Here is a 13,892-nt window from a genome sequence, read left to right as displayed (position 1 = left end):
CAATTCAGGTCGGCGCACGGCGCGTCGCGCCGACGCGCCGGCATCCGGGCCTGCGACACGCCTCCGCACCTGAATTGCGTACAACCCGAGCGGATGCCGCGACGGCCCCGCCCCCGTCGGGCGAGCGCCCAGCCGGCGCAACGTAGGCTGTTCGGGTGACTTCCACGCCCCTTCCCCGAGTTCGTCCGCGCCGTCTTCGCGGGACGCCGGCGCTGCGGCGGCTCGTGTCGGAGACCCGCCTGCACCCGTCCGAGCTCGTGCTGCCGCTGTTCGTGCGCGAGGGCGTCACCGCCCCGATGCCGATCGCGTCGATGCCCGGCGTGGTGCAGCACTCGCTCGAGAGCCTGCCCGACGCGATCGACGAGGCTGCAGCGGCCGGCGTCGGCGGGGTGATGCTGTTCGGCGTGCCCGAGGTGCGCGACGCCCGCGGCTCAGGGGCGACCGATCCCGAGGGCATCCTCAACGTGGCCACGCGCGTCGCCGTCGAGGCATCCGCGGGCCGGCTCGTCGTGCAGACCGACCTGTGCCTCGACGAGTTCACCGACCACGGACACTGCGGGGTGCTCAGCCCTTCGACGAGCTCAGGGACCGGGTTTGTCGTCGATAACGACGCCACGCTCGAGCGCTACCGGGCGATGGGCCTCGAGCAGGCCCGCGCCGGCTCGCAGTTGCTCGGCCTCTCGGGCATGATGGACGGCCAGGTCGCCGCCGTGCGCGACGCGCTCGACGACCAGGGGCACACGGACGTCGCGATCCTCGCCTACTCGGCCAAGTACGCGTCGGCCTACTACGGGCCGTTCCGCGACGCGGTCGAATCGACGCTCGAGGGCGACCGCCGCACCTACCAGCTCGATCCCGGCAACCGTCGCGAGGGCCTCCGCGAAGCGATGATCGACATCGAGGAGGGGGCCGACGTCGTCATGGTGAAGCCCGCGGGCAGCTACCTCGACGTGCTCGCCGACGTCGCCGCGGCATCCGAGGTGCCGGTCTGGGCGTACCAGGTGTCGGGCGAGTACTCGATGATCGAGGCCGCCGCCGCGCACGGCTGGATCGACCGCAAGCGCGCCGTGATCGAGTCCGTGCGGGGCATCCGCCGCGCCGGTGCCGACGTGGTGCTCACGTACTGGGCGACCGAGCTCGCCGGCTGGATCCGGAACGGGGACACGGAATGACGACGAACGCCGACCTGTTCGCCCGCGCGCGGGCCGCGATCCCGGGCGGCGTGAACTCGCCCGTGCGCGCGTTCCGCTCGGTCGGCGGCACGCCGCGCTTCCTCGTGTCGGCGCGCGGCCCGTACGTGACCGACGCCGAGGGCCGCGAGTACGTCGACCTCGTCGCCGGCTGGGGTCCCGCGATCCTCGGTCACGCCGACCCGCGCGTCATCGAGGCGGTGACGGATGCCGCACGCCGCGGCCTCTCGTTCGGATCCTCGACGCCCGCCGAGACCGAGCTCGCCGAGCTCGTCGAGCAGCGGGTGGCGCCCGTCGAGCAGCTCCGCCTCGTGTCGACCGGCACGGAGGCGACGATGAGCGCCATCCGGCTCGCGCGCGGCTTCACCGGTCGCGACCTGCTCGTGAAGTTCGCGGGGCACTACCACGGCCACTCCGACGGCTTGCTCGCCGAGGCGGGCTCCGGCCTCGCGACGTTCGCGCTCCCCGGCTCGGCCGGCGTGCCCGCCGACATCGCCGCGCTCACGCTCGTGCTGCCCTACAACGACCTCGACGCGCTGCGCGCCGCGTTCGCCGAGTACGGCGACCGCATCGCGGCGGTCATCGTCGAGGCCGCCGCCGCGAACATGGGCGTCGTGCCGCCCCAGCCCGGCTTCAACCGCGCGCTCGTCGACCTCGCGCACGCGAACGGCTCGCTCGTCATCTCCGACGAGGTGCTCACGGGCTTCCGCGTCTCGGAGGCCGGCTGGTGGGGCGTCGAGCGCGGCACCGCCGGCGAGTACACGCCCGACCTGCTCACCTTCGGCAAGGTGATCGGCGGAGGCATGCCCGTGGCCGCGCTCGGCGGTCGCGCCGAGATCATGCAGCAGCTCGCGCCCGTCGGTCCGGTGTACCAGGCCGGTACGCTCTCGGGGAACCCCGTCGCCGTCGCCGCCGGCGTCGCGACCCTGCGAGCAGCGGATGCCGCGGTCTACGCGCACCTCGACGAGACCGCCGCGACAATCGGCTCCGCCGTCTCCGACGCGCTCGCCGCCGAGGGCGTCCCGCATGCCGTGCAGCGGGCGGGGAACCTCTTCAGCTTCGTGTTCGGCGAGGACATGGCATCCGGCGTCACCGACTACGCGGGCGTGCAGCGGCAGGAGGGATGGCGCTACGCACCGTTCTTCCACGCGATGCTGGACGCGGGCGTCTCGCTGCCGCCGTCGGTGTACGAGGCGTGGTTCGTCACGGCCGCGCACGACGACGCGGCTATCGGTCGCATCGTGGATGCGCTGCCCGCGGCCGCACGCGCCGCGGCATCCGCTCGGCCCGGGTAACCGGCTCACCCGGTCGTCGAGTAGCGCCGCCGCAGGCGACGCGTATCGAGACGCCGACGCAGGTCTCGATACGCGTCCGGCTTCGCCGGGCGCTACTCGACCACCGGAGGCTCCTTGCCAGCGAAACCGTTACGCCTTTGTGGGGTGGCGACACGGCGCGCGTCGGCCGCCTCGGGCAGGATGGAAGCATGGCCCAGCTTCGCGTGCACAGCGACCGGATCGAGGTCCACCTCACTCCGGCCGAGAAGACGCTCGCGCTGCGCTCGGACGACCTGGTGGTGCAGCGCGACGACATCCGGTCGGCGACCATCACCGACGATCCCTGGGTGTGGATCCGCGGCATCCGTCGACGGGGGACCGAGATCCCGCTCGTCGTGGCGGTCGGCGTGTGGAAGTACCACGGCGGCACCGACTTCGTGATCATCAAGGGCAAGCGGCAGGCGGTCGTGCTCGAGCTCGCCGCGGGCGAGTTCACCCGCATCATCCTGAGCACGAACCAGTCGGCGAACCTGATCGACAAGCTGAAGCTCTCCGAGCCCCCGACCGAGGCCGACTCGCCGCGCGACTGAGGCGCGTCAGGCGAAGACGAACAGCACGAAGCCGATGAGCGGCAGCGTGCCCTGGATGAGCGCCGGCCGGATGTAGCCCCGCCCGGTCGTCGTGAGCACGGCGGCGGCGAGCACCATGCAGGCCATCGTGAACAGGACGAGCGTCTTGCCGGGCGCGATGGCGCCCGCCCAGTAGAGCACGAGGCCGAGCGTCGCGCCGATGCCGAGGAACAGGTTGTAGAAGCCCTGGTTGTAGGCCATCGGCTTCGTCGTGTCGGCGGCCGCCTGGTCGGCGACGCCGAAGCGCTTCCACGTCGAGGGGCGCGTCCACCACACGCTCTCCATGAGGAAGATGTAGCCGTGCAGCAGCGCGGCGAGGGCGACGAAGATGCTCGCGATGACGGCCATGGCGCGATCGTAGCGGGCGCGTGCCGCGCGTGCGGGTTTCGAGACGGCGCTGCGCGCCTCCTCAACCCGCGGGATGTTCTCGCACGCCGTCGCGTTCCCCGATCGCACGTGTGAAGTCCGCCTCATGTGAGGCGGATCCGACATGAGGCCTGGGGAAGGTCTGACCCAACGCTTGCCAGCGCGGGTCCGGGGGGTCAGAGGGACGGGATCGGCTCGCGCTCGACCGTGACCGGCAGCCCGAGGAACCGCTCGACCTCGGCGACGGATGCCGCGAGCCCGCGCTCTTCGGCACGCGTGAACTCGCGCCACGGCACGATCCGCACCCGGGCGCGCTTCGCCTCGACGACCGGGGCCCAGCGCCCGGCCATGGTGCCGTCGATCACGAGGGCGTGCAGCGGGAACTCGGGGTGCACGGGGTCCGAGCGACCGGACGGCAGCAGGTACGAGCGCGGGGGCGCGTAGCCCATGATGTACTCGTCGTACGCCTGCAGCAGGTCGACGACGGGCCCGCGCTCCGCGGCATCCGACACCGGCTCGACCGGTTCCAGCGAGGCCACGGATGCCGCGTCGACCACGTGCACCGCACCGTCGACGTCGAGCTCCTCGACGCGTCCGCCGCCCAGGCCCTGCGGATCGGCCGCGTCGGCGAACGCGCGACGCGCGTCGCCGAGCGTGAAGCCCGACCACGCGGCGAAGTCGCGCTCGGTCACCGGACCCCGCGACGCGATGAACCGCGCGGCGAGCTCGGCCAGCGCCTCCTCGCGCGGCCGCGGCGCCGACGCCGGCACCCGCTCGTCGAACGCGGCGTACGTGCGCTGCTTGCCGGCGTTCGCACCGCTGATCGCGACGCGCTCCAACTCGGCGAGCATGAGCAGGTACGTGAACGCGAGGCCGGTGAGGGGCATGCCGCCCGCCTCGAGGGCCGTGCTCAGTTCGGCGCGGGTGCGATGCCCGCCGTCGAGCGAGGCGGCCACGATCGCGAGGCCGCGAGCGCCCGTCTCGCCCTCGAGTCCGGTGCGGCGGATGTAGGTGCGGCTTGCGCCGTAGACCCGCTCGGCCGAGACCTCCATGATCCAGCGCGCATCGTCGGGGTGCAGGAAGTGCCACGTGGGCCGGAGCACGTGCGTGCGGAGGATCTCACCGTCGTCGAGCGACGCGGCGAGGGTCGCGGCATCCGGACGCCGCTCATCGGGAACCCGAGCCGCGAGCCCCCACTGCGCGGGCAGGAACTCCTGCGCCTGCACGGCCGCGAACCGGCGCACGACCTCGGGGCCCGAGGCGTCGAACGGCGCCCGGAGTCCCTGGACACGGAGCCGGAGCGTCCGCAGCTCGGCGAGGTCCACCGTCAGGTCACGTCCCGCCGCCACGTGGTCGCGCCGCCGATGATCGTCGCGACGGCGCCGATCGCGAGGAGCACGAGGCCGCCCTGCCACCAGTCGAGCGTCTCCGACGACCCGACCGAGGCGATCGTGTAGAACGAGGCGCCGACGAGCGCGTCGCTCGCCGCGCCCGGCAGGTACTGCCCGATCTGCGCGGTCACGTCGTTGAGGGATGCCCCGAGCCGGAGGATCGGCTCGACGAACTGCGTGAACGCCAGCACGATCACGATCGCGGCGACCTGGTTGGGCACGAGCGCTCCGAGCCCGACGCCGATCGTGGCCCAGAGCGCCATCGCGAGCACGCCGCGGCCGATGAGCGCCCACGTGTCGGAATCGTCGAGGCCCGTCTCGAGGCCGAACGCCGAGAGGGCCGCGGCCCCGCCGGCGACCGAGGTGGCGAACGCGATGACGCCGAGGCCCGCGCCGAGCACGAGCTCCGACACGTACTTCGAGCCGAGCACGACCGAGCGGTGCGGCACGGCGAGGAACGTGGGCGTCAGCGTCTTGTGCCGGAACTCGCCCGTGACGGCGAGCGCACCGAGCAGCACCGGGAAGACGTAGCCGATCGACGAGGCGAAGCTGTAGAGCAGCGGGCCGAGCTGGATGCCGGGCGGCAGCTGCGTGTTGCCCACGTTCTCCGCGGCGTCGGGGTTCTCGACGGCCCACCCGAGGAAGGCGCCGAAGCCGCCCGCGAGGAACAGGACGTACACGACGAGCAGGATCGCGAGCAGCCACCACATGCGCGTGGTGAAGACCTTCTGGAACTCGGCGGCGATCGAACGGAACACGGTCATCGCTCCTCTCCGCCGACGCGCACGGGTTCGATGTCGGGCGTGCCCTCGCTCCCGCCGTCGCCGACGAGCGAGAGGAACGAGTCCTCCAGCCCTTCCGCCACTTGGCGCAGGCCGCTGAGCTCGACGCCGCCGACGAACGCGGCGTGCCCGACCCGGCCCGGATCCGGCTCCTCAACGAGGAACCCGGCGCCCTCCTCCGCGTACTCGAGGCCGGCCTGGTCGAGCGCGGCGGCGAGACGGAGCAGGTCGGGCGACTCGACGACGGTGCGCGGCGCGGCGCCGATCTGGAGGGTCGAGAGCGGCCCGCTGCGCACGAGCCGGCCGCGCGAGATGATCACGACGTCGTCGACGCTCTGCTGCACCTCGCTGAGCAGGTGCGAGCTCACGAGCACCGTGCGCCCCTCCTTGGCGAGGCTCTGCAGGAAGCCGCGGATCCACTTGATGCCCTCGGGGTCGAGCCCGTTGATCGGCTCGTCGAGCACGAGCACGCCCGGGTCGCCGAGCAGCGTGTACGCGAGCGACAGGCGCTGGCGCATGCCGAGCGAGAACCCGCCGACGCGCCGGCCGGCGAACTCCGAGAGCCCGACCATCGTGAGCACGGCCGGCACGCGCGACTTCGGGATGCCGGCGGCGGTCGCGTAGACGGCGAGGTGCTGCTTCGCCGTCCGTCCGGGGTGGAAGTTCGCATCGAGCGCCGCACCCACCGTCTCGAGCGGGCGGGGCAGGTCGCGGTAGCGGGTGCCGCCGAACGTCGCCGTGCCGGAGCTCGCACGCACCAGGCCGAGCAGCACCCGCAGGGTGGTGGTCTTGCCGGCCCCGTTGGGTCCGAGGAACCCGGTGACCCGCCCCGGTCGAACCGTGAAGCTGAGATCGTCGACCGCGGTCACCGGTCCGAATCGTTTGCTGAGCCCCGTGACCTCGATGGGGATACCCGCCGCCATGATCGCCACCCTAGCGAGGGTCGCGGGCGCGGGGCATCCGTCGCGCGGCGGAGACCCGAAGGTCGCCTCCGCCGAGCGGGCGAGTGTGGCGCGAGCGACCGGTCGAATCGGGCCCGAACAGCGGGCGGATGCCGCGGGCCTCAGCCTCGCGGACGGGGTGCGAGCGGCAGGGTGCCGCCGTCGTAGAGGTAGCTCGCGAGGTCCTGCAGCTCGGCGAGCACGACGCGCTGCGGGAGGGGTCCGTACGACACGCGGGCGACGCCGAGCTCCTGCAGGCGCGCGGGCGCGGGGATGTCGGGCAGCCCGATGAGGCTCACCCGCTGCTCGCCGAGTCCGGCGACGAGCTCGACGACGACGTCCTCGCCGAAGTTCCCGGGCACGAACACCGTGGTCGCGCCCGCGTCGAGGTAGGCGCGCCCGCGCTCGACCGCGTCGGCGATCCATGCGTCGCGTCCGCGATCGCGTCCGTGCACGAACGCGTCGGTGCGCGCGTTGAGCGCGAACGGCACGCCCTCCGCCTCCGCGGCGGCGATGGCGGCCTCGACCGCGGCGACGGACTCGGCGATCGGCTTGAGCTCGTCCTCGAGGTTGGCGCCGACGATGCCCTCGCCGACGGCGCGGCGGATCGTCTCGCCCGCGTCGCCGTACCCCGCCTCGAGGTCGGCGGTCACGGGCACGTCCACCGCCCGCGCGATGCGCCCGGCCATGTCGAGCATCAGGTCGACCGGGATCTGCTCGCCGTCCGGATACCCGAACGCGGCCGCGATCGAGTGGCTCGCGGTCGCGATCGCGCGCGTGCCCGGCAGCGCGGCGACGGCCCTTGCGGTCGCCACGTCCCAGACGTTGACGACCTGCAGCAACTCGGGGTCGGCGTGCAGTCGGCGGAGTTCTCGGGCGGTGTCGGCGAGGGTCATCCGCATAGCCTAGGCGGCGCCTCCGACGACGGCGCCGTCGGCGCCGTCAGCGCAGCGCGCCGGCGAGCCCCTCGAGCAGCCGGTCGACGTCGGACTCGTCGGTATACGGGGCGAGGCCCATGCGCAGCCCGCCCTCGTCGCCGAGTCCGAGGTGCCGCGACACCTCGAGCGCGTAGAAGTTGCCGGAGGGTGCGAGCACCTTCCCCGCCGCGAGCGAGCTGGTGACCTCGGATGCCGCGCGGCCCTCGAACGTGACGAGCAGGGTGGGCGTCCGCCGCCCCGCGCGCGAGCGGATGTCGACGCCGGGCAGCTCGCGCAGGCCGGCCTCGAGCCGTGCCCGCAGGATCTCCTCGTGCTCGTGCAGCGACGCGTACGACGCCGCCAGGCGTTCCCGCCGCGACTCCGCCGCCTCGGCGGCCTCGGGGTCGAGGCCCGCGAGCACGTCGACCGCGGCGGTGACGCCCGCGAGCAGCTCGTACGGCAGCGTGCCGTACTCGAACCGCTCGGGCACGACGTTCGTGGCGGGCAGCAGCTTGTCGGGCATGATGCCCTCGAGCAGCTCGGGGCGCGCCGCGAGCACGCCGCAGTGCGGCCCGAGGAACTTGTACGGCGAGCACACGAAGAAGTCCGCGCCGAACTCCTCCACGTCGGGCAGCTCGTGCGCGGTCAGGTGCACGCCGTCGACGAACACGAGCGCGCCCGCCTGATGTGCTGCCGCGGCGATCGCGGGGATGTCGGGCATCGTCCCGATCAGGTTCGAGGCGCCCGTGACGGCGACCGCACGCGTCCGATCCGAGAGCAGGGAGGCGACGGCATCCGTCGGCAGCTCGCCCGTGGCCGGGTCGAACTCCGCCCAGCGCACGGTGGCGCCGCGGTGGTCGGCCGCCTGCACCCACGGCCGCACGTTCGCGTCATGGTCGAGCCGGGTGACGATCACCTCGTCGCCCTCGCGCCAGTCGCGCGCGAGGTTCCGCGAGAAGTCGTAGATCAGCTGGGTCGCGCTGCGACCGTGCACGATGCCGCGGGGGTGCGCGTCGAGCAGGTCGGCCATCGCGAGCCGGAAGCCGTGCACGGCGGCCTCGGCGCGCTCCTCGGACTCGCCCACGGTGCCGCGGTTCGAGAGCGGCCCGGTGAGCACGGATGCCACGGCGTCGCCCACCGGCCGCGGTGTCTGGGTGCCGCCCGGCCCGTCGAAGTGAGCCCAGCCGCTCTCGAGCGACGGGAACATGGATCGGATGCGCGCGACGTCGTAGGCCATGAGCGAGAGCCTACGACGACCCCCGGCTCACGCCCCGACTGGGGCTACGATGCAGGCATGGGCGGGGCGGGCGCCGAGGGGAACGGCGCGACGGTCGAACCGGCGCGGCGGCGTCGGTTCTCGTTCAACGCGATGCTCGACGGCTTCTTCTTCGTGTTCGCCGGGCTCGCGTCGCTGTGGCTCGCCTACCTGCTGCTCAGCGAGTCGTTCGCGTTCGGCTGGTGGGGCATCCTCGTCTTCCTCGCGTTCTGGCTCGTGCTCGCCTACCTCGTGCTGCCGCGCATCCACCGGATCCTCACGACGATCTACGTGCCCGACTACTTCATGGGCCGCACGCGCACGAGCGACGGGCTGCTCGGCGACCCCGTGAACCTCGCGCTGCTCGGGGACGACGCGCAACTGCTGGCCGCGATGGACGCGGCGAAGTGGACGCGCGCCGACGACGTGACCCTGAGGTCGAGTTGGCGCATCGTCATGTCCACGATCACGCGGCGCAGCTACGACGAGGCTCCCGTCAGCCCGCTCTTCCTGTTCGGGCGCAAGCAGGACTACGCGTTCCAGCAGGAGGTCGAGGGCAATCCCGCCAAGCGCCACCACGTGCGCTTCTGGCGGTGCCCCGATGGCTGGCTCCTTCCCGGAGGCGCGCGCGTCGACTGGCTCGCCGCCGGAACGTTCGACCGGGCCGTCGGCCTCTCGCTGTTCACGCTGCAGGTGACGCACAAGATCGACGCCGACACCGACGTCGAACGCGACCACATCATGGCCACGCTCGGCGCGGCGGATCCGGCCGTCGCGGTCACCGTGCTGAAGGACTTCTCGTCGGGCTACCACTCGCGCAACGGCGGCGGCGACACGATCCGCACCGACGGCGACCTGCCCGTCATCGACCTCCGCGAGGTCGGGGTGATGGATGCCGCTGGCGTGGGCGAGCCCGCCGAGGCATCCGTCGCCGGGGGCGCCCCGTGAGCCGCGACACGACCAAGCGACCGGCCTTCGAGCCGGCGTCGGAGCTCGCGCAGGCCGGGCCTCGCGACCCGCGGATGCGTCGACCGGTCCCCACGACCATGGGCGCCGCGCTCGTGCTGCTGCGCGTGCTCGCGGGCATCGCCTGGCTGATCGCGCTCGCCGCGCAGTGGAACGACCTCATCGCCGAGCAGTTCGTGGAGGTGCCGATCGACCCCGACGACCCGGCTGTGGGCGCCGCGCTGTGGTTCGTCCTCGCGTTCGGCGGCGTGCTGCTGCTGTTCGACCTCGTCATGGCGGTGCTGATCTACCTGGGCTTCAACTGGCCGCGCATCGTCGTGATGGTGTTCTCGACGCTGAGCATCACCGGCGTGTTCGCGGCCTGGTGGGCCGGCGACCAGAACATCGCGCTCGACCAGACGCTGTTCACCCTCGCGCTCGACATCCTCATCATGCTGGCGCTCTCGAGCCGCGCCGCACGCGACTACGCCCGGCGCAATGATCGGCGGCTGGCTCGGGCGACGGCGTCGGCCTGACCATTTCGCGCTCAGGCGGGCCGGTCGGCTGTGATCTTCGGTGCAGGGACTCTGATTGATCGGATGTCTGGCAGACTCGACCCGACGAACGGAGACGACGATGACGACGCCCTCGACCACCGCGTGGCCGGCGGGAGCCGAGCTCCTGCCCGTCGACGGCTCCGCCGGCACGCTCGTGGGGCGTGCGTGGGTGCCGGATGCCGCAGGCCCGAGCGTCGTCGTCGTGCGGGAGTCCGGCGTGGTCGACGTGTCGGCGACGTTCCCGACCATGCGGAGCCTCACCGAGCACCCGGATCCGTCGGCCGCGGTGCGCGCGGCCGACGGCCCGGTGCTCGGCTCGCTCGACGAGCTCGCGGCGAACACGCCGCCCGAGCTGCGGCGGCCCGACCGGCCCTGGCTCCTGTCGCCCATCGACCTGCACGTCGTGAAGGCGGCGGGCGTGACGTTCCCGGTCTCGATGCTCGAGCGCGTGATCGAGGAGCGCGCCCGCGGCGACCAGGATGCGGCGGCCGCGATCCGCGAGGAGATCGGTGCGACGATCGGCGGGTCGCTCGACGCGCTGCGACCCGGGTCCCCCGAGGCGGCCCAGCTCAAGGCGTTCCTCGTCGATCGCGGCTGGTGGAGCCAGTACCTCGAGGTCGGGATCGGTCCCGACGCGGAGGTGTTCACGAAGGCGCCCGTGCTCTCCACGGTAGGTGCGCACGTCGACGTCGGCGTGCACTCGGTGTCGGAGTGGAACAATCCCGAGCCCGAGGTCGTGCTCGTCGTGGCATCCGATGGCCGCATCGTCGGCGCGACGCTCGGCAACGACGTGAACCTGCGCGACATCGAAGGGCGCAGCGCGCTGCTGCTCGGCCAGGCGAAGGACAACAACGCGTCCGCGGCCGTCGGGCCGTTCGTCCGGCTCTTCGACGAGTCCTACGACCTCGATGCGCTCCGCGAGTCCGTCGTGCGACTCGAGATCGAGGGGGATGACGGCTTCCGTCTCGAGGGGGTCAGCGAGCTCGCCCGGATCAGCCGCGATCCCGCCGACCTGGCGCGACACGTGATCGGTGCGCACCACCAGTACCCCGACGGGTTCGTGCTCTACCTCGGCACGATGTTCGCGCCCGTCGACGACCGCGACGCGCCCGGCCGCGGCTTCACCCACCACGACGGCGACCTCGTGCGCATCTCGGAGCCGAGGCTCGGCACGCTGGTCAACCGTGTCCGGTCGAGCGAGGCCGCGGCACCGTGGACGTTCGGCATCGACGCGCTGTACCGGAACCTCGCCGCCAGGGGGCTGCTGACCTGAGCGGGCGGATGCCGCGAGCGCATGCCGCGCTCACGCGAGTCCCACCGCCCGGCCGCCGACCTCCAGCCCGAGCCATCCGGCCAGCGAGTCGAGCTCCTCGAACACCGCCTCGACGAGGTCACGAGTGAACGGCTCGTCCTCGTGGATCGCGTCGACCCGCAGCATCCCGGCGGCCCGGTCGGCGGTCGCGTCGACCTTGCCGATGAGCCGGTCGCCGTGCAGGATCGGCATCGCCCAGTACCCCCATCTGCGCTGGTCGCGCGGCTTGTACATCTCGAGCACGTACTCGTAGCCGAAGAGCTCCTCGAGCCGCTTGCGGTCGAACACGAGCCGATCGAGCGGCGAGAGCAGCGCGGTGCGCTCGGCGAGCGGCTCGTCGACGTGCTCGAGTGCGCCGGGATCGACCCGCCAGGTGCCGCGGAGGCCCTCGACGTGCGCCGGCTCGCCGATGCCGCGCGTGTCGATGGGCTCGGCCGGAGATCCGCCCGCCTTGCGCTCGCGCAGGATGCCGAGGGACGCGAGCCGTCGCTCGTTCCGCTGCACGTACGCGTCGGATGCCTCGAGCTCGGGCACCTCGGGGTAGACGCGCTCGGCGAGATCCCACAGTCGCTGCCCGTCGCGACGGGCCGACATCGCGAGGTCCCCGCGCATCATGAGGCACTCGAGCATGATCGTGACGTTGCGGTCGTTCGTCCATCCCGTCGACGACCACGGCACGGCCGCGGTGTCGGGGATCTCGGTCGCGGGCAGCGGGCCCGAGCCGTTCAGCCGCACGAGGATGTCGCGGCGGAACGCGTCGTTCGCCTCGATCCAGTTCCGCGTGCGCTCGTGCTTCGGCCAGCGGCGCATCATCGGGCGGAAGAGGCGCAGGTCGTCCATCGGCCGGACCATGAGGTCCAGCTCGAACAGCGTGCGGTCGACCTCCAGTCCTGCGGTCACGTCGGCGGGGTCGTAGGCCTCGCCGAGCCGGCTCCAGAGCACGACGTCGGCGCTGGGTGCGACGGCCGACACGGGATCGACCTTCACGAACGTGAGTCGATCGATGGCGTCGAGCACGCCCGCCGGACGTTTCGCCTCGAGCGCCTGCGCGCGCACGGCGATGCGTCGCGCCTGCTCGAGGGTCAGCTCGACGACCATGCGGGCGATGTTACCGACGACGACCGTCGCTCTCCGCGGCATCCGAACGCTGGCGGCCCGGGCCGCACGATGTCACTCGTTCGCGTGCTGACGGGCCTACGGGGTGCGGGAGTAGCATCCGGCGCATGGGCACGTCTCGTGCCGATCGGATCCGGCGCACCGCGGCAGCCGCGGTGCTGGTGGCGGGGGCGTTCGCGCTCACGGGCTGCGTCGCGTCGCCGGCCGAACCCGTCGCCCAGTCCTCGCCCCCGGCCTCCGACGCCGAATCGGAGTTCGAGCGCGACGTGCGCACCCAATACGACGGCTTCGAGTGGCGGGAGGCGGCGGCCGCCGTCATCAACGAGGACGGCGTCGAGCGGGCGTTCGTCGGGGCCGACGAGGAGACCGTCTTCGAGATCGGCTCCATCACGAAGACGATGACCGGTCAACTGCTCGCCGAGGCGATCGATCGCGGCGAAGTGACCCTCGACGACCGGCTCGGCGACCACCTGCCGCTGGGTGACGCCCCCGCCGCCGGCGTCACGCTCCGCTCGCTCGCCACGCACTCGAGCGGTCTTCCCACCGACCCCACCGATCCTGTGACGACCGCGGCGCTCACGGAGGCGGAGGTCAGCGGCGCGAATCCCTTCGAGTACTCCCTCGATGAGTTGCTGGCGCTCGCGCGGACGGAGACCCTTACGCCGTCCGACGAGCCGGTCTACAGCAACTTCGCCGCCGCGCTCCTCGGGCAGGCGCTCGCCGCAGCCGCAGGGACCGATTACGACACCCTGCTGCAGGAGCGGTTCCTCGACCCGGTCGGCTTGGACGACGCCGTCCTGGTCCAGGCGCCCGACGACGTTCCCGGGATGCATGCCGGCGGTCACCGGCAGGACGGCCGACCCGTGGAGGCGTGGGCGATCGGTGCCTACAGCCCGGCTGGCGGAATCGACGCGACGCTCGACGACCTCGTGACCTACGCACAGGCCGTGCTCGACGGGCCATTGAGCGACAGTGCGGCGCTCGAGCCGATCGCGCCCGGCTGGAACAAGAACTGGCAGTTCGGCTACTTCTGGTGGATCGAGGACGGACCGGCCCGCGTCCTCACCGTCCACGAGGGCCAGACGGGCGGATTCTCGAGCGCGCTGCTCATCGACCGCGAGGCCGGGACCGCCTCGATCCTGCTGGTGAACCAGATCACGGATCCGATCGAGCCAGCGCTGCGGTACCTGGTCCGCTACGCGGAGGACTGAGGGCGC

Annotated in this window: 14 protein-coding genes; 7 read left to right on the top strand and 7 right to left on the bottom strand. The window is 72.5% G+C overall.

Annotation, left to right across the window (positions count from 1 at the left end; all coding sequences use genetic code 11):
- Positions 1 to 155 precede the first annotated feature (155 nt).
- The 3 genes from hemB (at position 156) to ACFVN5_RS01095 (ending at position 3,054) form a co-directional block, all read left to right on the top strand.
- The gene (gene hemB / locus ACFVN5_RS01105) at positions 156 to 1,172 is read left to right on the top strand and encodes a porphobilinogen synthase (protein WP_376952790.1); all 1,017 of its coding nucleotides are present in this window, start codon (positions 156 to 158) and stop codon (positions 1,170 to 1,172) included.
- Positions 1,169 to 2,485, top strand: a complete 1,317-nt coding sequence (hemL, locus tag ACFVN5_RS01100; RefSeq protein ID WP_376952789.1) for a glutamate-1-semialdehyde 2,1-aminomutase — start codon at positions 1,169 to 1,171, stop codon at positions 2,483 to 2,485. Before hemB ends, hemL begins: the two co-directional genes overlap by 4 nt.
- A 188-nt stretch (positions 2,486 to 2,673) precedes the next feature.
- Positions 2,674 to 3,054, top strand: a complete 381-nt coding sequence (locus ACFVN5_RS01095; protein WP_376952788.1) for a hypothetical protein — start codon at positions 2,674 to 2,676, stop codon at positions 3,052 to 3,054.
- Positions 3,055 to 3,060: 6 nt separating this feature from the next.
- Here the strand turns inward: ACFVN5_RS01095 and ACFVN5_RS01090 are convergent, their stop codons facing one another.
- From ACFVN5_RS01090 to ACFVN5_RS01065, 6 genes are all read right to left on the bottom strand, one after another.
- Entirely contained in the window at positions 3,061 to 3,441 is a 381-nt protein-coding gene (locus tag ACFVN5_RS01090) for a DUF1304 domain-containing protein (RefSeq protein ID WP_376952787.1), read from the bottom strand.
- Between the two features lie 194 nt (positions 3,442 to 3,635).
- Positions 3,636 to 4,808: a winged helix DNA-binding domain-containing protein gene (locus tag ACFVN5_RS01085; protein WP_376952786.1), complete on the bottom strand. Its 1,173-nt coding sequence runs from the start codon at positions 4,806 to 4,808 to the stop codon at positions 3,636 to 3,638.
- Positions 4,787 to 5,614 (bottom strand): ABC transporter permease, encoded by an 828-nt coding sequence (locus ACFVN5_RS01080; RefSeq protein ID WP_376952785.1) that lies wholly within the window; start codon positions 5,612 to 5,614, stop codon positions 4,787 to 4,789. The genes ACFVN5_RS01085 and ACFVN5_RS01080 overlap by 22 nt, the downstream gene beginning before the upstream one ends.
- Positions 5,611 to 6,555, bottom strand: a complete 945-nt coding sequence (locus ACFVN5_RS01075; RefSeq protein ID WP_376952784.1) for an ABC transporter ATP-binding protein — start codon at positions 6,553 to 6,555, stop codon at positions 5,611 to 5,613. Before ACFVN5_RS01075 ends, ACFVN5_RS01080 begins: the two co-directional genes overlap by 4 nt.
- 140 nt (positions 6,556 to 6,695) lie before the next feature.
- Positions 6,696 to 7,469 (bottom strand): isocitrate lyase/phosphoenolpyruvate mutase family protein, encoded by a 774-nt coding sequence (locus ACFVN5_RS01070; protein WP_376952783.1) that lies wholly within the window; start codon positions 7,467 to 7,469, stop codon positions 6,696 to 6,698.
- A gap of 46 nt (positions 7,470 to 7,515) precedes the next feature.
- Positions 7,516 to 8,727: a cysteine desulfurase-like protein gene (locus tag ACFVN5_RS01065; RefSeq protein ID WP_376952782.1), complete on the bottom strand. Its 1,212-nt coding sequence runs from the start codon at positions 8,725 to 8,727 to the stop codon at positions 7,516 to 7,518.
- 57 nt (positions 8,728 to 8,784) lie between these two features.
- On the opposite strand from ACFVN5_RS01065, the gene ACFVN5_RS01060 reads away from it, so the two are divergent.
- The 3 genes from ACFVN5_RS01060 (at position 8,785) to ACFVN5_RS01050 (ending at position 11,520) form a co-directional block, all read left to right on the top strand.
- The gene (locus tag ACFVN5_RS01060) at positions 8,785 to 9,693 is read left to right on the top strand and encodes an LssY C-terminal domain-containing protein (RefSeq protein ID WP_376952781.1); all 909 of its coding nucleotides are present in this window, start codon (positions 8,785 to 8,787) and stop codon (positions 9,691 to 9,693) included.
- A complete protein-coding gene (locus tag ACFVN5_RS01055; protein WP_376952780.1) occupies positions 9,690 to 10,226 on the top strand; it encodes a hypothetical protein in 537 nt (178 codons plus the stop codon). Before ACFVN5_RS01060 ends, ACFVN5_RS01055 begins: the two co-directional genes overlap by 4 nt.
- 100 nt (positions 10,227 to 10,326) lie before the next feature.
- Positions 10,327 to 11,520, top strand: coding sequence for a fumarylacetoacetate hydrolase family protein (locus tag ACFVN5_RS01050; RefSeq protein WP_376952779.1), 1,194 nt, complete (start codon positions 10,327 to 10,329; stop codon positions 11,518 to 11,520).
- 30 nt (positions 11,521 to 11,550) lie between these two features.
- Here ACFVN5_RS01050 and ACFVN5_RS01045 read toward each other — a convergent pair whose 3' ends face one another.
- Complete coding sequence (locus ACFVN5_RS01045) at positions 11,551 to 12,657, bottom strand: DNA glycosylase AlkZ-like family protein (RefSeq protein ID WP_376952778.1); 1,107 nt, start codon at positions 12,655 to 12,657, stop codon at positions 11,551 to 11,553.
- A gap of 125 nt (positions 12,658 to 12,782) precedes the next feature.
- Here ACFVN5_RS01045 and ACFVN5_RS01040 point away from each other — a divergent pair, with 125 nt between their 5' ends.
- A complete protein-coding gene (locus tag ACFVN5_RS01040; RefSeq protein WP_376952777.1) occupies positions 12,783 to 13,886 on the top strand; it encodes a serine hydrolase domain-containing protein in 1,104 nt (367 codons plus the stop codon).
- Positions 13,887 to 13,892: the final 6 nt, after the last annotated feature.

The sequence above is a fragment of the Agromyces sp. NPDC057865 genome, assembly GCF_042796995.1.
In the GTDB taxonomy this organism is placed as follows: domain Bacteria; phylum Actinomycetota; class Actinomycetes; order Actinomycetales; family Microbacteriaceae; genus Agromyces.
Note: the sequence above shows the minus strand (reverse complement) of the source record. Positions and strands in the feature narration are given on the sequence as shown.

Coding starts and splice junctions, on each gene's coding strand:
- ACFVN5_RS01040 (WP_376952777.1), top strand. CDS start 12,783: ATGGGCACGTCTCGTGCCGATCGGATCCGGCGCACCGCGGCAGCCGCG.
- ACFVN5_RS01090 (WP_376952787.1), bottom strand. CDS start 3,441: ATGGCCGTCATCGCGAGCATCTTCGTCGCCCTCGCCGCGCTGCTGCAC.
- ACFVN5_RS01080 (WP_376952785.1), bottom strand. CDS start 5,614: ATGACCGTGTTCCGTTCGATCGCCGCCGAGTTCCAGAAGGTCTTCACC.
- ACFVN5_RS01075 (WP_376952784.1), bottom strand. CDS start 6,555: ATGGCGGCGGGTATCCCCATCGAGGTCACGGGGCTCAGCAAACGATTC.
- ACFVN5_RS01065 (WP_376952782.1), bottom strand. CDS start 8,727: ATGGCCTACGACGTCGCGCGCATCCGATCCATGTTCCCGTCGCTCGAG.
- ACFVN5_RS01060 (WP_376952781.1), top strand. CDS start 8,785: ATGGGCGGGGCGGGCGCCGAGGGGAACGGCGCGACGGTCGAACCGGCG.
- hemL (WP_376952789.1), top strand. CDS start 1,169: ATGACGACGAACGCCGACCTGTTCGCCCGCGCGCGGGCCGCGATCCCG.
- ACFVN5_RS01070 (WP_376952783.1), bottom strand. CDS start 7,469: ATGACCCTCGCCGACACCGCCCGAGAACTCCGCCGACTGCACGCCGAC.
- ACFVN5_RS01095 (WP_376952788.1), top strand. CDS start 2,674: ATGGCCCAGCTTCGCGTGCACAGCGACCGGATCGAGGTCCACCTCACT.
- ACFVN5_RS01050 (WP_376952779.1), top strand. CDS start 10,327: ATGACGACGCCCTCGACCACCGCGTGGCCGGCGGGAGCCGAGCTCCTG.
- ACFVN5_RS01045 (WP_376952778.1), bottom strand. CDS start 12,657: ATGGTCGTCGAGCTGACCCTCGAGCAGGCGCGACGCATCGCCGTGCGC.